This is a genomic window from Candidatus Accumulibacter cognatus, from assembly GCF_000584975.1.
GTDB lineage: Bacteria > Pseudomonadota > Gammaproteobacteria > Burkholderiales > Rhodocyclaceae > Accumulibacter > Accumulibacter cognatus.
Map to the genome: position 1 here is coordinate 1 of NZ_JDST02000001.1, position 22,485 is coordinate 22,485.

The window sequence follows — 22,485 nt, forward strand, 5'->3', positions numbered from 1 at the left end:
ATCTGTCCGGGTAGGGCAAATCGCGCCTGCTGCATGAAAAAGGGCGCAAAAAGAGGGAGGTCTTGCCCAGAACCAAGAATACATGGCTATGGGATAAATTACAGGAGGTATGCTAATATACTACACCAACGCCTCGGCAACTCTCCTGTATAATGCTGTGCCTCACCCACCTCCTGTCTAAAACACTAAGTGCTTGCAAGCGAATTCCGGGAGATCTGATGAAAGATTTTTTCTATAGATTAGGCCTGAATAACTCTTGAATGACGAGTATTTGCCCTAATGGATGTGCGCATGAACACGGAACCTGGACGATCATCGGGAGCATCACAGCCAGCCGATCAAATCCTGGGTCGAGGAACGCCATGACCCGATCGAATGGTGCGCTCTATCCGGCAGCAGCCCATAGTGGAATCCCGAGGAACGCCTGAGTGCCTACCTCCGGCTTGTCATTAGCATGAATCAAACAGACAATTTCCGGTTACGCCGCCACGAAAGCCAATTATGTCAGAGATCATCCCTCCCAGGCCTATCCCGCCACCCTGGGTGAGCAATGTTGTAGAGGATCGCTTCGGACTATCGGTGATACTGCGCGTTGGCAATGCCCAGCAGCTATTTCGCTGGATTAGACCGGGGCACTTTCTGATGGGCACACAAGCTGACGAGAGCGAGCGAGGCAGTGCTGAGTTGCAGCACGAGGTAACGCTTAGCAACGGCTACTGGCTCGCCGACACAGCCTGCACGCAGGCCTTCTGGCTGGCAGTATGGCCGGTGAATCCCAGCCATTTCCAGGATCACCCGCAGAATCCCGTCGAGAATGTCAGTTGGCACGATGCTCAGGGTTTTATCGCCGAGTTGAACAGACGCTTTCCGGGACTGTACGCCCGCCTGCCGAGCGAGGCCGAATGGGAGTATGCCTGCCGGGCTACGACAACGACACCTTTCTCTTTCGGTAATCAGGTCACTGTTGAGCAGGTCAACTTTCACGGTCACTATCCCTGCATCGGTGGCGACAAAGGTATTTATCGGCAGCGCACCGTGCCCGTCGCTTCTTTGCCGGCAAACCCCTGGGGCCTGTACGAGATGCATGGCAACGTCTGGGAATGGTGCGCCGACTGGTATGGTGAATACCCGGCTGCACCGCAGTTCGACCCAAGTGGCCCAATCATCGGCAAGATGCGCGTCCTGCGCGGCGGTACATGGAGCGACCCCGCCCGCTACGCACGTTCTGCCAACCGTAGTCGCATCGAACCTGCCTACCGTCCACGCAGCAGCGGTTTCCGGGTTGCACTGGGACAGATCCGGAGTCCTGTCGGCATACACAACCGTATTTGCTGAATCAGTTTCAATTACGGCCTGCCGGCGTGATGTCCGTACCCTTTTCGGGAATCTCCGATTCGATCTGGATCGTCACCCGGCGATTTCGCGCCCGCCCATCAGCCAGCACATTTGGCTCGACCGGACGCGTATCGGCATAACCAATCGCGGTCAGGCGCTCAGCGGCGATACCAGCGTCGGCGAACAGGCGCAGGACGGTAGTCGCACGCACGGCGGAAAGCTCCCAGTTCGAGGGGAATTGCACATTCTTGATCGGAATATTGTCGGTGTGCCCCTCAATGATGATCGGAAACTCCGAGGCAACCAGCACATCGGCAACCGACTGCATGGCTCTGGCCATGGGCGGTTGCAACAGTGCCTGGCCGGGAGCAAACAGGATGCTATCGTTGATTTCTATGCTCACACCACGGCTGCTTTCGAGCACACGCACCTTTCCCTGAGCAATCAGCGGTGCCATCACCTCAAGGATCTCCTTGGCAACGTTTCGCATTTTCTCGCGCTGTTGCTGTTTGACGGCTTCCTGCGTCTTGTTTACCAGGTCCGGTTTCTGTACCACCGGTGCAGACGGTGGCAGAACCATCGGTGTTTGTCCAGTGCTGTTGACAGGGACATTGCGAAAGGCGCTGATCATCGAATTGCTCAGAATACGGTACTTTCCCTCATTTACCGAGGAGAGCGCGTACATCACCACAAAGAAGGCAAAAAGCAGGGTAATGAAATCAGCGTACGATACTAGCCAGCGTTCGTGGTTGTCGTGTTCGTCCTCGTGTTTTCGCCGTGCCATCGTTTAAAAGACATAACCACGTAATCGGCTCTCGATGATCCGTGGATTATCCCCGTTGGCGATACCCACCAACCCGTCGACGATCATTTCGCGTTGCACAATGAGGCGATTCACATGCGCCTTGAGTTTGTTGGCCATCGGTAGGTAGACCAGATTGGCCAGGCCAACGCCGTAGATCGTGGCGACAAAAGCGACGGCGATACCGGCGCCGAGTTTCGATGGGTCGGAGAGATTCTCCATCACCTGGATCAATCCCATCACTGCACCGAGAATACCGATGGTCGGCGAATAACCGCCTGCGGCCTCCCATATTCTTGCAGAAAGTTTCATCTCCTGTTCAAAGGTGCCAATCTCGACTTCAAGAACCTCGCGCAGTCTTTCCGGTTCAGCGCCATCAACCAGCAGTTGCAGACCCTTTCGGGTAAACTCGTCCTTCAACTCGTTGAGGATGGCGTCAAGTGCCAGCAGACCCTCGCGCCTCGACACCTGGCTCCAGTTCGAAACCTGCTGGATCACCTGCTGATGATTGACCTCAGGAGGGTACCACATCCATTTCACCATGCGGATTCCGCGCACGAAAGTAGTGTAGGGACTCTGCAACATGACCGCACCCAGCGTACCGCCCACAACGATCATCAGCGCCGTCGGTTGCGAGAGCGATCCGAGATGCCCCCCCTCGAGAATCTGGCCGGCAACGATCGCCATCAGACCAATCAGCAAGCCGAGGACACTGGTTCTATCCATGACTTGCGGCTTTGCCCAGCTTCCTGCCGCCAGCGCCGAACAAGCGAGCGCGCAATCGCATCACCGCCTGACTGTGCAATTGACACACGCGCGACTCGCTGACTTCCATCACCTCGCCGACCTCGCGCAGGTTGAGATCCTGTTCGTAATAGAGCGCCATCATCAGCTTCTCACGCTCCGGTAGCCCTTCGATCGCCTGCGCGAGTTCGCGACGGAGATATTCGTTTTCGAGAATCGTGGACGGATCGGCATCTGCATCTGCCAGATGATGTTCGAGATATTCTTCACCCCCTTCGGAAATCATATCCTCCAGGTAGATCAGTTGATGCCCTCGTGCTTCCTGCAGCATTTTCTGGTAGTCGGCAAGAGGCATTTCCAGAGCATCAGCCAGTTCCCTTTCTGTCGGTGCGCGGCCATTTTCCTGTTCGAGTCGGGCAATCGTAACTTCGATACGCCGATAGTTGCGGCGCAGGCTGCGCGGCAACCAGTCATTATCGCGCAGCCCGTCGAGCATCGCGCCGCGCACGCGCTGTACCGCATAGGCCTCGAACTGAGCTCCCATGCCGGCCTGGAAACGGCCAATGGCATCAAGCAGGCCGAGCATCCCGTTCTGCACCAGATCCTCCACCAGCACACTGGCAGGCAGGCGAGCCATCAAGTGACAGGCGATGCGCTTGACCAGCGGGGCGAAGCGCTCGACCAGCTGATCCTTATTGAGTTGACCAGCAGCGTTATACATGAGTTATTGAAGAAGCTATCAGGCGTAGATAGCAACTGGATCGATGCGGTGGCACAAGTGTAGCAGTTGTTGCACAAAATCTTCGAGTCCTCCGAAATCGTCTTCGGCTCCTGGCCAATTCAACAGTTCGTTGGCCACGATTCGATATGCCTTCGCTGCTGGCGAGTTCGGAAACAAGCTGGCAACCGGTTGGCACAACCGGGAGGCCTGCTGCAAATGTTCGTCAAAAGGCACGCAACCCGCGTAATCAAGGCGAGCCAATCGGCGACTGCTGGTCACCTGTGCAATATTGTCATGGATTGCATGCGCGTCGACGGTGGTTCGTACCTTATTCACCAGGATTCGGAAGTGCCTGCGCGCGTAACCCAGACTGACTTTCTTGATCAGTGCGTAGGCCTCGGTAATCGACCGGCTGTTCGGTAACACGACAATCACGGTATCGTGCGCGGCGAGGCCAAGCGGCGAAAAACCAAGCGGATGGTCGAGCGAGGTATCGACCAGAACGACATCGGCAGCCGGCCGGATTTCACCAAGACAGTCAAGCAGGATGCGCTGCTCGGCAGCGGTGAGCCTGGCGAGTTGCTTGACGACTCTGGCCGCCGGCAGCACTCGGATCCCCGGCGCTACCGAAAGAATCACTTCCGCGATCGACCTTTCCCGATCGATCACCTGCTGCAGATCGTAGGCTGCAAAGGCGCCGTAAAATGTGGCAACGCCGTGCTTGACACTCTCGTCCACCACCAGAACCTCTCTGCCCTGGCCGGCTAGTGTGGCCGCCAAATTGGCCACCAGAACGCTCTTGCCCACCCCCACGCTGCCGGCAGAAAAGGTCACGATACGCGATTGCGGGCGCTGCAGGAGGCGTCTCAAGCCTGACGCCTGATCGCCTCGGAAATCAGCCATGCTGGCCTCCGGCTGACTGAAGACCGACCGCCGAACTGGCCATCATCAAGCCGGGCTCCAGGCCGCTCAGGTGATGCGGGGAACTCTCGGGCAAGTCCTTGAAAGCACGATGCAGCAAGTACTGGCGATTAGGCAAATGCAGATCCTCCGGCACCCGCTGCCCATTCGACACATAATACAGCCGCAAACCGTGCCGGATGATCACATCAAGTGACGAAGCCAAGCTCGCGGCTTCGTCAACCTTGGTCAGAATAGTCCCCGCCAGATCCAGCCGGCTGTACGATCTGACGACGTCATCGAGCGTATCGCCGCGGCTGGTCGCCGACAGGAGCAATAGCGACTTGACGTTACTGGCCCCGAACATGGCCACTTGTTCGCTCACCATCCGGTCACGCTGGCTCATTCCGATGGTGTCGATGAGCACCATGTGCGTGTGCTGCAGATCGTGCAGCGTGATGCGCAGGTCTTTGGCATCCCTGGCAAGATGCACTGGAACACCCAAAATCCGGCCATAGATTCGCAACTGTTCGTGGGCACCGATCCGGTATCCATCGGTCGTCACCAAGGCGAGTTTCCTGGCACCGTGTCTCAACACACAGCGTGCAGCCAGCTTGGCAGTGGTCGTCGTCTTCCCAACTCCGGTGGGGCCGACCAGCGCATAGATGCCACCCTGATCGACAATGTCACTCTCGCTGTTAATGGTCAACAGGCTACGCTCGGCAGCCCCCTTGACCCAGGACAAAGCCTGCCCTGCCTCCAGTTCGCTGGGGAGATCGGCAAGCAGATCGCGCGCAGCCTGGGGTGAGAAACCGACGTCAAGCATCTGACGAAGAATTTCTGTCTTGACAGGCTCTGCACGCGCGGCCTCCCCCCAGGCGAAACCGGCCAACTGTTGCTCGACAAGCCGGCGCAGCGTACGAATTTCCTCCATTACGGCGACAGGTACCACTTCCGCCTCTGGTTTTGCACCGCTGTGCGGGAGCGACTGCGGCACCTCCAGTTCCATCTGCGGCAGGGGTCTCACCGCAGGTGTTGGCGGCGGGCGAGAGTTAGGACGCGCACTCGCTTGCCCCAGGGCTGGCGACATGCCGCGCAACAGCGGCTGATCCCTTGCGGTGACTCGTCCCGGCATCGGAGCGGGTGGTGCAGCGGCTGTGTATTCCTTGCTGCGAGGTGCGTCCCGCTCCGGCGTCGGTACGATCATTTCCATGTCGCGGGCAGCCACCGCCATGATCTCGACCCCTCCGGGAATCCCTCGATTGGACAGAATGATCGCGTCCGGTCCGAGGGTTTCCTTGACCTTGCGCAAGGCGTCACGCGCCGTTGCGGCAATGAATTTCCTGACGTTCATACTCTCTGTCCAATGATGGAGGTCACCTTGATGACCCTGCTTTCAGGCACTTCAGCGTGTGCCAGGACCTTCAGTTGGGGAATGCTGCGGCGCAGGAAGCGCGACAGCAGCGTGCGCAGATTCCCCGGAACCAGCAGGACCGTTGGCAAACCAACCTCTTCCTGGTGCTGCGCTGCAGCAACGGCCTCACGCACCAAGGTATCTGCAAGGCCCGGTTCGATGCCGGAGCCATCGCCACCAGCACCGACAGCCTGCATGAGAAGGCGTTCGAGTTGCGGATCCAGCGATATTATCTGCATTTCAGCCCCCCCCGGGTAAAGCTCCTGAACGATCGAACGGCCCAGCGCTGTACGCACCTGCGCGGTCAGCACCTCCGAATCCTGATAGCGTGGAGCCATGTCGGCAAGGGTTTCAATGATCGTGCGCATGTCACGAAGAGGCACGCCCTCCTCCAGCAGATTACGCAAGACTTTCTGCACTACGCCGAGTGACAGGGCCTTGGGCACCAGTTCCTCAACCAGTTTGGGCATCTCTTTTGCCAGATGATCGAGCAGCGCCTGTGTCTCCTGCCGCCCCAGCAGTTCAGCAGAGTGCGCGAGAATCAGGTGGTTGAGGTGCGTGGCAGTGACCGTACTGGCATCGACGACGGTGTAACCGTAGGCCTGGGCCTGCTCGCGCAGGGCCGGATCAATCCACACCGCCGGCAACCCGAAGGCTGGATCCTTGGTCACCGTACCAGGCACCTGCCCGGCAACCCGACCGGGATTGATCGCCAGCAGATTTCCCGGGAAGGCTTCTCCCTGACCGATCTCGACGCCTTTGAGCAAGATCTTGTAGGCATTCGGTTTCAGTTCCAGGTTGTCGCGGATATGAACAGGAGATACCAGGAAACCCACTTCCTGGGCAAATTTCTTGCGAATGCCGCGTATCCGGCGCAGCAACTCACCATCCTGTGACTTGTCGACCAATGGAATCAGCCGATAGCCGACCTCCAGACCGAGCACGTCGAGTGGCGTGACATCATTCCAACTGGCTTCCTGTGCTTCGCGAGGCGCTGCCGGTGCAACAGCGATGGGCTCTGGCACGGCGACATGCTCACGCTTGTCCAGCTGCCAGGCCATGGCGGCGATCGCGCTGGCCAGAAGCAGGAAAACAAAATTGGGCATGCCGGGAATCAGGCCCAGAAAACCGACGATCGCAGCCGTCAGATACAGCAACTTCGGATTTCTGAAAAGCTGCGAGACGAATTGCTGTGAAACATCCTCGTTGTCGCCAACGCGTGTCACGACCATGCCGGCAGCAATCGAAATGATCAGTGCCGGGATCTGGGCCACCAGACCATCACCAATAGCCAGCAGGGTATAGGTCTTGGCGGCGGCGCCAAAATCCATGCTGTGCTGCAACACCCCGACGATCAGGCCGCCAATCACGTTGATCAGCATGATCAGGATACCGGCAATCGCATCACCGCGAACAAACTTCGAGGCACCGTCCATTGATCCGAAAAAATCCGCCTCCTGGGCGATCGTCGCACGCCGCTTGCGTGCTTCATCTTCGGCGATCAGTCCGGCGTTGAGGTCGGCATCGATCGCCATCTGTTTGCCCGGCATGGCATCGAGCGTGAAGCGTGCGGCCACCTCGGCAACCCGTCCGGCACCTTTGGTGATGACCACAAAATTGATGACCACAAGAATCGTGAACACGACAATTCCGACAGTGTAGTTGCCGCCAACCAGGAAATGCCCGAAGGCTTCAATGACCTGCCCGGCAGCACCGGGCCCAGTATGACCTTCGAGCAGAACGACACGGGTCGAAGCGACGTTGAGGGACAGGCGCAGTAGCGTCGTGACCAGCAACACGGATGGAAAAACGGAAAAATCCAGGGGTTTGATCACGCTCATGGCAACCAGCATGACGATCACCGAAATGGCGATATTGAACGTGAAGAAGAGATCCAGGATAAAAGCGGGTAGTGGCAGGACCATCATCGCCAGAATCAGCATGATCAGCACTGGACCGGCCATTTGTCGCTGGCCGAAACGTGCGACGAAATCCCGCATGACCAGGCTTGCATCAGCCATTTGCCGTTTCTCCGATGAGTTCGTCAGGAACCGTCATCGCCAGCGTTGGCATCGGATAGTTACCGCCGGTCTGGTGCCAGTTGCTCAACTGATAGATATAGGCTAGCACCTCGGCGACCGCCGCGTAAAGTGTTGCCGGGATCTCCTGATCGAGATCGACATGGCGGTAGAGCGCGCGCGCCAAGGGTGCCGCCTCAATGATCGGTACCGCATTCTCGGCGCCAACCTGACGGATCTTGAGGGCGATCTCACCCACCCCCTTGGCCAGCACTTTCGGTGCGACCATGCCGCTCTTGTAAGCCAGCGCGACCGCATAATGGGTCGGGTTGGTCACGATCACGTCAGCCGCCGGGACGGCGGCCATCATCCGCTTGCGCGCCGCCTCACGTTGCAATTGGCGAATACGACCCTTCACCTCGGGGTTACCCTCGAGTTCCTTGCCTTCCTGCTTGAGTTCCTCGCGAGTCATCTTGAGTTTGTCGTGATGCTGCCAGATCTGAAATGGCACGTCGACCACAACGATCAGCAACATCGCTGTAACGATCGCGAAAAAGCTGAAGGTGAGCAAGTGGCCGGCGCTCGACAGACTAACGGGAAGCGACTGCGCAAACATCGCCAGGAGATCGCCACGCTCACTCCACAGAATCCACACCGCAACGCCGCCAAGCAGTGAAGCTTTGGCCACGGCCTTGACCAGTTCCACCAGTCCGGACCAGGACACTAGGCGAGCCATGCCCTTGAGCGGGTCGAGACGGCTCAGGTCAGGTTGCAGCGCCTTCATGGAGAAATTCCAGCTACCGAGAAAAAAAGGCGACAGCAGGGTTGCTGCGACCAGCGCAGCAAACAATGGGACAAAAATCAGCAAGGCATCCAGCGAGATCTCTGCCAGGCGAACCAGCATCATCGTCGGCTCGCGTGCCAGGCGTGAGTCGACCCACAGACCACGTCGGAAAATTTCCGCCATGCGTTGCATCACCCAGGGACCCATCAGCCAGAATGCCGTCGCGGCGACGATCAAGATCACGAACGCGCCAACCTCGCGCGACCGAGGGACCTGACCCTCCTCGCGCGCCTGTTCCAGACGTCTTGCTGACGCCGGTTCTGTTTTTTCGAGGTCGCTTTCCTCAGCCATTCGGATCTTCCTGTTTACTCCGGGCTATTATAAAAAAACCGAGGTTACAAGAGATCAGGAAGCGCGCTTATTTAGACCAATTCCCAGATAGTTGCGCAGGAACAACAGTTGTCGCGGAGACACAAAACAAAACGGGGGCCACAGCCCCCGTGCCAGCCAAGTTCGCCTCGGTGTCTAGGCGAAAAACTCCAGAGCCCGCGCCGGCGTGCTCCGCAGGTCGCGGTCGGCTTGCGTGCCCAGATCGGCGAGAAGTTCTTTCATGTCCAGGATCAGAACGATCTGACCATTCGAGAGCGTCGTTACGCCGGCAACACCGCGTGGACGGAAGTCGTCCAGCGCCTTGATCACCGCGTCATCCCGGCCGGCAAAGTTGTCCACCGCCAGAATGAAACTGCGCTCTGCGGTCTGCATCAACACGCCGTACTCAGGCTGCCGCAGCTGTGGCCAGCCAAGCAGACGCGAGAGCGCGATCACCGGCAGGATTTCGCCACGCACCACCAGGGTTTCCTTGCCACCCACTTCCTGCATCCGCTGGTGATCGATCGGCAGAATTTCCCTGACCATCGATAGCGGCAGCGCAAAGGGTTGATCACCGAGCAGGACGAGCAGAACGGGAAGGATCGCCAGCGTCAGCGGCAGTGAAATGATGAACACCGAACCCTTGCCAGGCTCGGAGCGGATCTCGATCGATCCATTGAGTTTCTGGATGTTGGTCTTGACCACATCCATCCCGACACCGCGGCCGGATACTGCCGATGCCTGCGCCATCGTCGAGAAGCCGGGCAGGAAAATCAGGTTCAGGCTTTGCCGGTCATCGAGCGTGTTGGCCTCCTCTTCGCTGATGATGTTCTTCTCGACCGCTTTGGCCCTGATCCGTTCAGGACTGATCCCGTGCCCGTCATCGGCAATGATCAGGACGATGTGATCGCCCTCCTGACGCGCTTCGAGACGGACCACGCTTTTCGCAGGCTTGCCGGCCAGAAGACGCTCCTCAGGTCCCTCGACGCCATGATCGACAGCATTGCGAATTAGATGAATGAGCGGATCGGCCAGATCCTCGATCATCGTTTTATCGACTTCGGTTTCTTCGCCAATCAGTGCCAGCTCGACGTCCTTGCCCAACTGCCTAGCCAGGTCGCGGGCAATCCGCGGGTACTTCTGGAACAACCGGCCGATCGGCTGCATCCGCGTCTTCATCACCGAGTTCTGCAAATCCGAAACCAGAAGATCAAGCTGGCTGACTGCCTGATCGAGGGCCTGCAGGGTTTCCGAATCGGTTCTGCCGGCAAGGATATCAGCGCGCAGACTGGTCAGGCGGTTCTTCGTCAGCCCAATCTCGCCAGACAAGTTGAGTACCTGATCCAGGCGTGTGGTATCGACCCGAATGGTCGCTTCGCGAGCAGCCGCCCTCTCGTCGGCACGGCGACCGGAAGGAGCTCCACTCACCGCAGCGCCAGGTTTGTCGGTACTGCGGCGCCCTTCCGGCGGGAAATGCGGTTTCAGCTTGGAAAGATCCACCGCAGCATCCGCGGCTGCGGCCGCATTCGCCGCCGCGGCAGGCGTGCTTCGCGCGGCTACTGCCGGTAGGGCGATATCCTGCCCACTCACGGCCGCGTGCAGAGCGTGCCAGTCCGGACCTTCGTCTGCAACATTGACAGCAGCCGCCATCCCGGTGTCGGCCTGGCTTTCGACACGCCCTTCGAGAATGGCCCGCAGCGCGACGCTGACCTCGCCGGGAGCCGCATGCGGTTGCGTACCCTGGGCGATCTCGCCAAACATATGGCGAACACTCTGGGTCGCTGCCATGATGGTATCCATCAGAGCTGCAGTCAGCCTTATTTCGGCGTTTCTGAGCTTGTCGAACAGGCTTTCGGTCAAGTGGCAGAGGGTAACCAGTTCGGTGGCATTGAGAAAACCTGCGCCGCCCTTGATGGTGTGAAACCCACGGAAAATGTCATTGAGCAAACGACGATCGTCCGGGCTCCGCTCCAGATCGACGAGTTTGTTGTCGACATCCGACAGCAGGTCTCCAGCCTCCTGCAGGAAATCCTGCAGAAGGTCTTCCATCCCGGCAAAATCACTCATCCTGAACCTCCTAGAATCCCAGGCTGCCGAGCAGGTCATCAACCTGCTGCTGTGTAGCCACCACGTCACCGCGCCCTTCGGCATTGATCACCGGCCCGTTGAGCAGGCTCATTACCGAATCGGTACGACGCTCGCCGGGCAGAGTGTCGATGAGTACCCCCATCAGCTGCGACTCGAGTTCCTGTGCCACATTGATGATCTTCTTGATCACCTGGCCGGTCAGATCCTGGAAGTCCTGCGCCATCATGATCTCGAGTAGTTGCGCTTTCGTGGCCCCGGTTTTCTGAGGCAGTCCCTGCTTGAGGAAGGAACGCGTCTCCTCGGCCAGACGCTTGAACTCCTCGACACCCATGCGATTGGCGAAGAGAGCATCCCATTTCGTCGCCAAGGAGGCCGAAGCGGTTTCGAGTTCCTCCTGCAGGGGGTTCGCCAAATCGGTCGCATTCAACACCCGGCAGGCGGCCTGCTCGGTCAGGTTGACGACATAGTTGAGGCGGTCCCTGGTGTCAGGGATGGCGGAGACGGCATTCTCGATGAGTTCGTGGTAACCCAGTTCCCCAAGCGTGTCGTGCAACTGACGGGCCATCTGACCGATGCGCTGAAACACCCGGTCCTGGCCTTGCCACCGTTCACCACTGCCCGCCGCTTCAGGAGTACCTGCCGCTTTAGGAGTGACCGCTGCCGCGCTCTGCGCTGCTACGACCGAGTCGAAGAGGAGCTGCAACTCGTCGCTGTCATCTGCCCCATCGCCCTCGCGTAACTGCTGCATCAACGATGGCCCCCGAGATGCTGGCGGCGCCGGCGTTGCGTCCGCTGCTACTCCGGCCGCAATGCTGTCGAACAGCGCTTCGAGTTCTCTCGAGTCTCCAGACCTATCCGCGTCGCTCATCTCAGCCACCCATTTTGTCAAAGATTTTCTGCAGTTTCTCGGCCAGCGTAGCGGCGGTGAAAGGCTTGACGATATAGCCGCTTGCCCCCGCCTGCGCAGCCGCGATGATGTTTTCCTTCTTCGCCTCGGCGGTGATCATCAGTACCGGCAGATGCTTGAGCGCTGGCGCGCTGCGAATCGACTTGAGGAGTTGCAGGCCATCCATGTTGGGCATGTTCCAGTCGGTGACGACAAACTCGAAGTCGCCATTCTGCAGCCGCTGCAATGCCACCGCACCGTCTTCTGCTTCGTCTACGTTCGAGAAACCCAATTCCTTGAGAAGATTTCTGACGATGCGTCGCATCGTCGAAAAATCATCCACCACCAGAATTTTCATCTTCGGATCAGCCATTCTTTAACTCCAGGTTCCTTCTTTCTGTTTGCTCAGCGCTCGAGCAACGGGCGCAGGGTGTCGGCGAGGATCTCGGCATCGAACTTGCCGACGTAGGCATCCACCCCCACGGCCTTGCCCATCGCGTGATTGGCCTGCGACGACAGCGACGAATGCATGACCACCGGGATACCCGTGAAACGGAGGTCGCCCTTGATGTTCTTGGTGAGGACGTAGCCGTCCATCTCGGGCATTTCGGCATCGACCAGGATCAGGCGGAGCTCGTCGCGAACGCTCCGGCCCGTTTGTGTCGCGTGTGCGGCAATCCCCTGCAGTCGGCTCCAGGCTTCGGCACCGTTGGTCGCATGCTTGTGCTTGACGCCAAGCTTGTCGAGAACCTCGACGATCTTGCGTCGGGCAACCAGCGAATCATCAGCAAAAAACATGCAGACATCCTGATCAACATTCGCTGGCGGGATATCGACGATGATCGCCTCGCCAAAAGCGTTGGCAAGAATCTGCTCGACGTCGAGAATGGACACCAGCTTGCCGTCTTCGAGTTCGGTCACCGCGGTAATCAGTCCCTGATTGCTCGACAGTACGCTCTCGGGAGCCTTGACCTTCTCCCAGTCCACACGAATGATCCGATCCACCTCGTGGACCAGGAAACCCAGTGTCCTCTTGGAATACTCGGCAACCATCATGGTCTTGCCATACTCGCGAGGCTGGCCCTCGTACTCAAGAAAGGAGATCAGCGACAGCACCGGAATGACGTTGCCGCGCAGGGAGATCAGGCCTTCGACCCCACGCGGCATGTTCGGTGTCTTGGTAATGTGCGGCGTCCGCCCAACTTCCCGCACCTTGAAAACGTTGATCCCGAAAGTCTCACGCGTCCCCAGGGAGAACAACAGGATCTCCATCCTGTTGGAACCGGCTAGCCGGGTGCGTGCGTCAACGCTCTCCAGCAGGTTCTTCCTATCCGCCAAATCCATTTGTATCGCTCCAGAAAGATCGCTCAGTCTCAGTTCAGCTGCACTACCGGACGAGCATCTTGCAACCTGCGTGCCAAAGTTTCCGACAAGCGCTGCGGTTCCAATTTCGGCACATACTCATCGACGCCAACGGATCTGCCCAGTTGCTGGTTTGACATTCCGGATAGCGAGGAATGCATGATCACCGGCACACCAACGAACCGTGGATCGGACTTGATCTTCTTGGTCAGGATGTAACCATCCATTTCCGGCATCTCGATATCGGTCAATACCAGACTGATCAGGTCGGTCACCTGCTGGCCGGAGGCCTGCGCGTAATCCGCCATTTTCTCCAGTTCGTCCCAGGCTTCTCGACCATTGATCGCGGAGATGAATTTCACACCCATCGCTTCGAGAGTCCGCTGAATCTGCTTGCGTGCCACCGCCGAATCATCGGCAAAGAATACCGTGAGCGTGGCATTGTCGATCGGCTTGATATTGCGGTAAACAATGTCGTCGTCGTAGTTGGTCGTTTCCGAGAGCACTTTCTCGACATCCATCATCATCACCAGACGACCGTCCGGCAATTCGGTGACCGCCGTCACCAAGCCACCCATCTCAGCCGTGAGCATCGCTGGCGGCACCCGCATCTGGCTCCAGTCGAGGCGAAGAATGGTATCCACCCCCTCGACAAGAAAGCCCTGGGTATGACCCGCATATTCGGTGACGATCATGATCGAGCGTGGCGTCTCCGTATCGATACGGGCATAACGGGCAAGATCGACGACCGGCACCAGTGCCCCCCGCAAACTCACCATCCCCTCGACCGAGGACGGCATTTCCGGTGCTGACGTGATCGGCGGCGTCCGCATCACCTCACGAACCTTGAAGACATTGATGCCGAAGGTTTCACGTCGTCCAGTGCGCGCATCGGTGCCGAGCGAGAACAACAGGATCTCCAGCTTGTTGGTCCCGGCCAGTTTGGTGCGGGCATCGATGTTTTTCAGCAGATCGGACATTCCTCATTCCCTCACGTAAAGCACAGCGCGCATGATCACGGACATCTTAATCCAATAAGCGTCACCACGTCATGCCCGCCCACTGCAAAAGTCCCAAACCGGATCAAACCTCGGTCTTGTAGCCAATCCGGAAGCCGCCCCAGTGCCGGCCCTTGACGTAAATCGGCGCCGAGATGTCGTGCATCAGTTCGCCGGTATCACGCCGGTAAGTCTGCAGGAGAAAAGGTTGTTGGTGACTGCCGCAGCGCTTGCCGACCGGATCATCGAAGATTCGTTTGGTCCGGTTGTTCACGAAATCGACCTTCTCATCACCGCTCAGCGGTTGCGAAAACCTGCGGTTGTGCGTTGGCACATAGCTGTTTCGGTCGCAACAGATCGCATAGATCAGCCAGTTGTGCTGGGTCAGCAAACCCTCCTGCAGCGGCACCATGGCCTGATCGGTGAAGTCGTCGAAACGGGTCTTGAACTTTTGCGGCCGGGTATTCGCGATTGGCTGGTAACGATCATCAAACAAATCCTCGACCCTGATCCTGCCCGCATCCAGAGCTTTCTCGAGGATTTCGCTGGCCAGCCGCGCCGCCTCCTGGACAATCGCCGGCATCCTGGCATGCGTGGCGACGGCCTGCTCGCCGGCACTGCCGAGCTTGAAGACATGTCCGATCTCGCGAAGGTTTTCGGCCAGGCAATCGACATGGTCGACGGCTCGCAAGGTCTCGGCGGTGGCTGCGTTATTCGTCTCGGCCATTTCCCGGATACTGCGCACATGCTCGGCAATCCCCTGCCCAGTACGACTCTGCTGGACGACGGCGGTAGCGATGGCTTCGACTTTCTCCATCGTTTCGCGCGCGCCTTGATTGATGCACTCCAGCGAGCGGGACGCCTGCCGGGCGAGTTCAGCGCCATTGCGGGCCTGTCCGCTGCCGGTGTCGATGCTGCTGATCGCCGACTGCGTTTCGTCCTGAATCGCAGCGATCATCTGGCTGATCTCACCGGTGGCCTGCGATGTCCTTTCGGCGAGTTTGCGCACCTCGTCAGCAACCACCGCAAACCCCCTCCCCTGTTCACCAGCACGCGCCGCCTCGATGGCTGCGTTGAGGGCCAGAAGATTGGTCTGGTCGGCAATCTCGCGAATCGTCTGGACGATGCCACTGATCGCTTGCGAACGCTCACCCAGGGCGGATACCACTTTCGCCGACTGTGCCACCGAAGCGGCAATCTGCTCCATCTCTGCCGAGGCACTGCGCACAATCGCCATTCCCTCGGTCGACAGACGATTCGACGTCTCTGAAATGCCCGCAGTCTCGCTGGCATTTTGACTGACCTGATTCATGTTTATGGTCAGCTCGGCAATTTCGCCGGCGGTTGCCAAGGCGGCATCATGTTGCTGTCTTGATCCTGAAGCGACACGGCCAGCCTCGCTGAGCAGTCTTTTTGAGGCACTGCTGACTTCGGCGGAATTGAACAGCACTTTGCCGACAATCGTTGCGAAGCTCTCCATCAGTCGGTTGAAATCGATCGCCACTGCTGCGATTTCGTCCCGCCCCGCAACGGGTACGCGCCTGGTCAGATCACCATCGAGGTACATCTTCGCCAGTACCGCACGCAGCGCAGCGAGACGGCCAAGCAGATTTCTCTCGACCAGCAGACTGATCAGTCCAGCCAGTAGCAGCAGCAATACCAAAGCGCCCAGCCAACCGTAGAGGCCTCCCCCGAATACGGAATGGCCCAACCAGCCAGCCAATGCTGTGGCAGCGATCTGCAGCAGCATGGCGGCACGGATTTTCCATGCGACTCCGCTCATCCTTGTCCTTTCATCATCGCCGACCGGAATTCCATTGACAGGTCAACGGCACTAATGGCAACGGCTTTAGCGATTTGGCCATTCTGGTCTGGCTAGCCGCCCGCCATGAACCCTGCGGGTCAAGGTCCCTGCCGGGCAATCGCCTGCGCCTCGACCAGCGGCTCAAAAATGGCTACCGGCGCCGACCGGCCGCGTACCACAGCATGGCCGAGCTGTCGGCAACGCCAAGTACCAAGGGCCTGACGCGTTGCATCGCCGATAATCACGCCTGCGGCATACTGTGCCGACAGCCCCTGAATACGCGAGGCCAGGTTAACTGCATCACCGAGCACGGTGTAGGCACGCCGGTGGCGGGAACCCATGTCGCCCACCACCATCATGCCGGTGTTGATGCCAATGCCTACCTGCAACGCTGGCCAGCCACGGCTGGCAAAATGCTGATTGACGCCGGACAGAGCCGCCTGCATCGCGAGAGCGGCCTCTACGGCATGCCTGGCGTGCTGTGGATCGGCCAGCGGCGCTCCCCAGAAAGCGACGACGGCATCACCGATATACTTGTCGAGCGTCCCCCGATAAGCACGAATGACGTCGGTCATCGCCGACAGATAGTCGTTCATCAGTTGCGCCAGTTCGTCCGGTGGCAGGGTCTCGGCAAGGGCCGTGAACCCTCGCACATCCGCGAACAGCACCGTCAGTTCGGCACTTCGTCCTTCCATGGTGTAATGCTCGGGGTCACGGCTCATCTCATCGACCAGTTCGGGCGGAACGTACTGGCCGAAAAGCGTCGTCAAGCGCCGCTTGGCACGATGCTCGACAAAATAGCCGAAGAACAGGTGCAGGGCAAGCAGCATCGCCACCAACAGGAGAATGGCTGCCATCGGCAATACCAGCTGCACACCTGTCCAGGCTGCCAGGTTGATGATCGTTACCAACGCCGATATCAACACCGCGAGGACGACTGCTCGCGGCGGCGAAAGGCGGGGCAGGCCGAGCAGCAGGCCAACCCCGACGACGACCAGCAGGCCGGCCTCGATGGTCGCGGTGTAGGCCGGCGACATCAGCAGGCGACCATCGAGCAACCCTGCAAGCAGGTTGGCATGCACCTCCACGCCCGGAAAGGCTTCGCCCATCGGCGTCACTCGTTGGTCAAACAGGCCTGGCGCCGTGGTGCCCAGCAGTACGACCCTGCCGTGCAGGCTGTCAGCCGGCAAGCGGCCCGCGAGGACATCGGCTGCAGAATGATAGCGGAAGCTGCCCAGGCTCCCCTGAAAAGGCAGCAGGACGCTTGCCTGCTCGGCAACGGGGATGCGTCGCGGCGCGCCTGCCGTCAGCAGTACGATCGACTCGACTGGCCGGGAAGCGGATTGCCAGGACGCATGGTCGGCAAACCGGAGCTGTAGTGCCGGATCTCCCAGTAACACCTGTGCCATCACCAGCGACAAGGCAGCGTATACCTGCCCGTCATGAGACGCCAGCAACCAGGCGCGCCGCGTCACACCGTCCAGTTCAACCGGTGCACTGAGAAAGCCGGCACCGATGGCGGCATTCTGAAGCCTCGGCAGGTTACCGCCGTAGCCGTTCCACTGCGAAAACTGTCCGGCTTGTTCGGCCACATCCGGCCGTAGCGGCATCGGCAAGGCACCACTCCTGGCCGCTGCATCCCCATTCGACAGATGGAAACCGAGAACAACCGGGTAGCGGTGTAAAACCTTAGCCAGTCGGCCATCGTAATCGAGCTCCTGCCGCAACGCTGCAAGCGCCGCATGGAAAGCGGCATCCCGACGCAGCTGCCCGCGGCCCAGTGCATCCAGAACGGACAGCCCGGAACTCTCGTCCGCTTCCGCCAGGATCACGTCCAGACCCAGCAACAGCGCGCCGTATTGTTCGAAAATCCGCTCGATCAGCGCTGCCAGACGCGCCCGATTCCACGGCCAACGGCCCAGTTCGACCAGCGATCGCTCGTCGATATCGACGATGGCAATACGCTCGTCAATCGCTTCGCGCGCGAACAAACGCACACGTGAATCGTAAAGGAAGGCGTCGAAGCGGCGCAATGGATCGATCTCGATGTAGCGCAGGCTGTACGCAAGCAAGACGCCGAGCAGCGCGACGCCAAGCCACTGTCGCAGATCGAGAAACACCAGCCGACGTCCAAAGATCAAGGTCAACTCAATGAGAAAGTCGCGTCAGCGACTCATGAATCTCCCCCCCACTCGCAGGGGAGGGGCCGGGGGAGAGGGAAACGGTCATGACCTTCATGATCGAGGGTGCCTGAACAAGTCATGACCTTTAGCGCAGCTTCAATTCGACACGGCGATTGCGCGGTTCCGGAACATTGTCCGCGGTTACGACTGCCGGTTCGCGTTCGCCCCGACCAAAGACGGTTATCGCTTCACGCGCCAAGCCCGCGCCAACCAGCAACTCGCGGATCGCGTTGGCACGTTGCCAGGACAACTGCTCATTGGCCTCGGCATGACCCACTCGATCCGCGTGTCCGATGACGACAGCTTCACCGGCCGACAGGGCTGACACCTCGGCCAGAATGCGTGGCAGCCGTGCCTGCGATTCCGGGGTCGGCACACTCTGTCCGAATTCAAAATAAACGATATGGACGCGTGGTCGCGCCGGTTGCATGGCCAGTAACCGGCCGTAGGTCTCGCTCACCATGGCCGCGCTGGTCCTGGTCGGAGCCACCTTGCCGTCAACCACATCGACACCGGTATAAGGCTCGGAAAGCACCACCGCACCCGTTGCGCTGGTGACCAACAATGCCCCTGTACGACCATCCGGCCCCGGCAACAATACAACGTGGCTGGTGAGTCGCGTACAGGCCGCAAGGCTCAATGCGAACACCCACAGCAAACGACTCGGCTGCCTCATTCGTCCTCTGCGCGCGCTTCGACAATGAACTCGGTACCCCGGATGCCGAGAACCACGGTTGGCGTCCTGATGCGCACGTTTTCCGGTGCCTTCTTGCCGATCAGCCCGGTCACCACACTCAGCGTACCCTTGAGGAGGGTCGCCAGCATCCCCCCTTCCCGGGTCGTGCTGTTGAACTGGAACTCGTTGATCAGCAGTGTGCTGCGCGCTCCGGCAGTGAGCAAGGTATCGTCGGACAGGGTGATGCCCACCGCCCCATCGTCACCGGTGCGAATCCGGTCACCGACATACACCAGCGTGCCCACCTTGACCACCTGCACTTGGCTGGCGCGGTCGATAGTGACGTTCCCTTCGCTGCGCTTGACCTTTCCGGCAGGGACTCCGGTCTCTGCGGCCACGACCGGCGCGGCCAGGACAAAGGAAAGGACAAGGAACCCATATTTTTGCATGGTAGGCATGGCGAGTATCTCTCTGTGGTCGGGGTATGCAGCAGGCTGGTGGAGCCAGAGCGAGTGAAGTAATTGTCGCCATTTGATTCGTGCCTTGCTCCACAACCGCACACAGCTGGCCGATGGCGGCAATGTAACCTGATTTGCGGCGCAGCAGCAATTCTTCTGATTGTAGAATGGAATAGAAGAAGAAGCGAAGCATTCGCTTCCTTGAGTGTTGCTTCCCGATTCCGCATATTTTATGGTTTTCCAATCACTTCAGACCCATGTCATCATCGATGCTTCCACAGACAGAACACCCTGCAACCAACAAGATTGCCGAAAAGATCGCCACAGAGATCAACTGCCGCCCCCAGCAGGTGCTGGCCACGGCTGCCCTGCTCGACGAAGGGGCGACGGTGCCGTTCATCGCACGCTACCGCAAGGAGGTCACCGGCGGACTCGACGACATCCAGCTTCGCCTGCTGGACGAGCGCCTGGTCTACCTTCGCGAAATGGAGGAACGGCGACGCACCATCCTCGCCTCGATCGAAGAACAGGGCAAACTGACGCCGGCGCTGGCTACAGCAATCCACTCCGCCGAAACCAAGCAGCGCCTCGAAGACCTCTACCTGCCCTACAAACCGAAGCGGCGCAGCAAGGCGCAAATCGCCCGCGAGGCCGGACTCGCGCCGCTCGCCGCAGCGCTGCTGGCCGACCCGATGCGCTCACCCGAAGCCGAAGCCGTGCGCTACCTTAACGCCGAAGCCGGTTTTGCCAACGTCAGGAGCGTCCTCGATGGCGCCCGCCAGATTCTCATGGAACAGTTCTCGGAGGACGCCGGGCTGCTCGGCGCACTGCGCAACCATCTCGAGACCCATGGTTTCGTGAAGTCGACGGTCGTTGCCGGCAAAGAGAGCGAGGCGGCCAAGTATCAGGACTATGCCGCCTACATGGAAGCGATCCAGGCAATCCCCTCGCATCGCGCACTGGCGCTCTTCCGCGGCCGTAACGAGGGCATGCTGCAACTGGCTCTGGTCCTCGAAAGCGAGCTTGATCAGCGCGTGCCCAACCCCTGCGAGGAACGCATCGCACGCCACTTCGGCATCGTCGACCAGGGTCGGCCGGCCGACAAATGGCTTGCCGAGACGGTACGCTGGAGCTGGCGAATCAAGGCCTCTCCACACCTCGAACTGGAACTGATGAACGCCCTGCGCGAGCGCGCGGAGGCCGAAGCAATCCGCGTCTTTGCCGCCAACCTGCACGACCTGCTGCTCGCCGCACCGGCTGGCAAACACGCCACGCTGGGTCTCGACCCCGGCCTGCGCAGTGGCGTCAAGGTCGCCGTCGTCGATGCCACCGGCAAGTTGCTCGAAACCGCCACGATCTACCCGCACGAACCTCGCCGTGACTGGGACAGCGCACTGCACACCCTGGCCGTGCTGGCACGCAGGCATCAGGTCAGGCTGATCAGTATCGGCAACGGCACCGCTTCGCGGGAAACCGACCGCCTGGCGGCCGATCTGATCCGCCAGCATCCGGAGCTGCACCTCGTCAAGGTCGTCGTTTCCGAGGCCGGCGCCTCGGTCTATTCGGCCTCGGAATACGCCTCCCGGGAATTCCCGGAACTTGACGTCAGCCTACGCGGTGCGGTGTCGATCGCCCGCCGCCTGCAGGATCCGCTCGCCGAACTGGTCAAGATCGATCCGAAATCGATCGGTGTCGGACAATACCAGCATGATGTCAGCCAGACCAGGTTGGCAAGAGCGCTCAATGCGGTCGTCGAGGACTGCGTGAACGCGGTCGGTGTCGACGTCAACACCGCCTCGGCGTCGCTGTTGACGCGCGTCTCCGGACTCAGCCCGACGCTGGCCGCGAACATCGTCGCCCACCGCGACCAACATGGTGCCTTTCCCAATCGGCAGGCGCTCAGGGCAGTACCCCGCCTCGGCGACAAGACCTTCGAGCTGGCGGCCGGCTTCCTGCGCATCAACGAAAGCGACAACCCGCTCGACCGCTCGGCGGTGCATCCGGAAGCCTACCCGCTCGTCGAGCGTATCCTCGCCAAGGTCAGGAAGGGAATTGGCGAAGTCATCGGCGACTCGCAACTGCTCAGGGCACTGTTGCCGGAGCAATTCATCGACCAAAAGTTCGGCCTGCCGACGGTCCGTGACATCCTCAGGGAACTCGAAAAACCCGGTCGAGACCCGCGTCCAGAGTTCCGCACCGCCAACTTCCGTGAAGGCGTCGAGTCCGTCAAGGATTTGCAGGTGGGAATGATTCTCGAAGGAGTGGTGACCAATGTCGCCAACTTCGGCGCCTTTGTCGACATCGGTGTCCATCAGGACGGACTGGTACATGTCTCGGCGATCGCCGACCGCTTCGTCAAGGACCCGCGCAGCGTGGTCAAGGCCGGCGACGTGGTCAAGGTCAAGGTTCTCGAGGTCGACCTGCCGCGCCAGCGGATCGCCCTGAGCATGCGACTTGCCGACGACTTGCCGAACGCTCCGAAAATGGCCAGGATACCCGTTTCGGCAAGAGCCCAGGAACGGCAGCGTAGCCAGCCGGAACCCACCGGTGCCATGGCCAGCGCCTTCGCCCGCCTCAAGCGCTGAGAGCTTGTGAAGAAATCACGACCAACGTCTGGGTAGCTGCAAAGCATGTCGAGTTCACGCTCGCGCAGATCAGCGCCAGGCGCGGCGGCAAGCGCACACTCGAGCGCGGCCTTTGCGGATCGTTCACCGAACTGTTTGCCGCCGCACGTGCGCTGGTCGTCTGCCCGACCTCGCTCACACAGCATATGGAAACAGTCGAGCGGATCTCCGGCGCAGTGACCAGCGAGAGCATCGTCGAAGAGTCGGACCCATTGCAGCGCGAAGCCACGACAGCTGCCGGGAGCAAAGCCGACCACCGCGAGACAGAATACCTCGCCCCAGGCCCGCCGACGCGACGGCAGGACTCCCCGCCAACGAA

Annotated in this window: 18 protein-coding genes; 2 read left to right on the forward strand and 16 right to left on the reverse strand. The window is 59.7% G+C overall.

Features of this window, described 5'->3' with window-relative positions; translation table 11 throughout:
* Positions 1–501: 501 nt before the first annotated feature.
* Positions 502–1,335, forward strand: coding sequence for a formylglycine-generating enzyme family protein (locus AW06_RS00005; protein WP_046536562.1), 834 nt, complete (start codon positions 502–504; stop codon positions 1,333–1,335).
* Positions 1,336–1,342: 7 nt separating this feature from the next.
* On the opposite strand, the gene motD is transcribed toward AW06_RS00005, so the two are convergent.
* The 16 genes from motD to AW06_RS00085 form a co-directional block, all read right to left on the reverse strand.
* Positions 1,343–2,119 (reverse strand): flagellar motor protein MotD, encoded by a 777-nt coding sequence (motD, locus tag AW06_RS00010; protein WP_034943611.1) that lies wholly within the window; start codon positions 2,117–2,119, stop codon positions 1,343–1,345.
* A 3-nt stretch (positions 2,120–2,122) separates the two neighbouring features.
* Complete coding sequence (locus AW06_RS00015) at positions 2,123–2,863, reverse strand: flagellar motor protein (protein WP_034943614.1); 741 nt, start codon at positions 2,861–2,863, stop codon at positions 2,123–2,125.
* Positions 2,856–3,602: an RNA polymerase sigma factor FliA gene (locus AW06_RS00020; protein WP_034943617.1), complete on the reverse strand. Its 747-nt coding sequence runs from the start codon at positions 3,600–3,602 to the stop codon at positions 2,856–2,858. The genes AW06_RS00015 and AW06_RS00020 overlap by 8 nt, the downstream gene beginning before the upstream one ends.
* A gap of 18 nt (positions 3,603–3,620) precedes the next feature.
* Positions 3,621–4,505, reverse strand: coding sequence for an AAA family ATPase (locus AW06_RS00025; protein WP_034943620.1), 885 nt, complete (start codon positions 4,503–4,505; stop codon positions 3,621–3,623).
* The gene (gene flhF / locus AW06_RS00030; protein WP_034943622.1) at positions 4,498–5,856 is read right to left on the reverse strand and encodes a flagellar biosynthesis protein FlhF; all 1,359 of its coding nucleotides are present in this window, start codon (positions 5,854–5,856) and stop codon (positions 4,498–4,500) included. The genes AW06_RS00025 and flhF overlap by 8 nt, the downstream gene beginning before the upstream one ends.
* Positions 5,853–7,937, reverse strand: coding sequence for a flagellar biosynthesis protein FlhA (gene flhA, locus AW06_RS00035; protein WP_034943625.1), 2,085 nt, complete (start codon positions 7,935–7,937; stop codon positions 5,853–5,855). The genes flhF and flhA overlap by 4 nt, the downstream gene beginning before the upstream one ends.
* Positions 7,930–9,069, reverse strand: coding sequence for a flagellar biosynthesis protein FlhB (flhB, locus tag AW06_RS00040; protein WP_034943628.1), 1,140 nt, complete (start codon positions 9,067–9,069; stop codon positions 7,930–7,932). Before flhB ends, flhA begins: the two co-directional genes overlap by 8 nt.
* Positions 9,070–9,243: 174 nt before the next feature.
* Positions 9,244–11,154, reverse strand: coding sequence for a chemotaxis protein CheA (locus tag AW06_RS00045; protein ID WP_273704241.1), 1,911 nt, complete (start codon positions 11,152–11,154; stop codon positions 9,244–9,246).
* Positions 11,155–11,164: 10 nt separating this feature from the next.
* Positions 11,165–12,043: a protein phosphatase CheZ gene (gene cheZ, locus AW06_RS00050; RefSeq protein ID WP_034943631.1), complete on the reverse strand. Its 879-nt coding sequence runs from the start codon at positions 12,041–12,043 to the stop codon at positions 11,165–11,167.
* Between the two features lies 1 nt (position 12,044).
* Positions 12,045–12,434 (reverse strand): chemotaxis response regulator CheY, encoded by a 390-nt coding sequence (gene cheY, locus AW06_RS00055; RefSeq protein WP_034931543.1) that lies wholly within the window; start codon positions 12,432–12,434, stop codon positions 12,045–12,047.
* 32 nt (positions 12,435–12,466) lie between these two features.
* Positions 12,467–13,405, reverse strand: a complete 939-nt coding sequence (locus tag AW06_RS00060; RefSeq protein WP_034943634.1) for a chemotaxis protein — start codon at positions 13,403–13,405, stop codon at positions 12,467–12,469.
* Positions 13,406–13,434: 29 nt separating this feature from the next.
* Entirely contained in the window at positions 13,435–14,403 is a 969-nt protein-coding gene (locus tag AW06_RS00065) for a chemotaxis protein (RefSeq protein WP_034943635.1), read from the reverse strand.
* 103 nt (positions 14,404–14,506) lie between these two features.
* Entirely contained in the window at positions 14,507–16,204 is a 1,698-nt protein-coding gene (locus AW06_RS00070; RefSeq protein WP_034943639.1) for a methyl-accepting chemotaxis protein, read from the reverse strand.
* Between the two features lie 119 nt (positions 16,205–16,323).
* The gene (locus tag AW06_RS00075; protein ID WP_138678635.1) at positions 16,324–18,366 is read right to left on the reverse strand and encodes an adenylate/guanylate cyclase domain-containing protein; all 2,043 of its coding nucleotides are present in this window, start codon (positions 18,364–18,366) and stop codon (positions 16,324–16,326) included.
* A 127-nt stretch (positions 18,367–18,493) separates the two neighbouring features.
* Entirely contained in the window at positions 18,494–19,084 is a 591-nt protein-coding gene (locus AW06_RS00080) for an OmpA family protein (protein WP_034943642.1), read from the reverse strand.
* Positions 19,081–19,542, reverse strand: a complete 462-nt coding sequence (locus tag AW06_RS00085) for a FecR domain-containing protein (RefSeq protein ID WP_246148927.1) — start codon at positions 19,540–19,542, stop codon at positions 19,081–19,083. Before AW06_RS00085 ends, AW06_RS00080 begins: the two co-directional genes overlap by 4 nt.
* A gap of 269 nt (positions 19,543–19,811) precedes the next feature.
* On the opposite strand from AW06_RS00085, the gene AW06_RS00090 reads away from it, so the two are divergent.
* Positions 19,812–22,127, forward strand: a complete 2,316-nt coding sequence (locus AW06_RS00090) for a Tex family protein (RefSeq protein WP_034943644.1) — start codon at positions 19,812–19,814, stop codon at positions 22,125–22,127.
* The last annotated feature ends 358 nt before the right edge of the window (positions 22,128–22,485 follow it).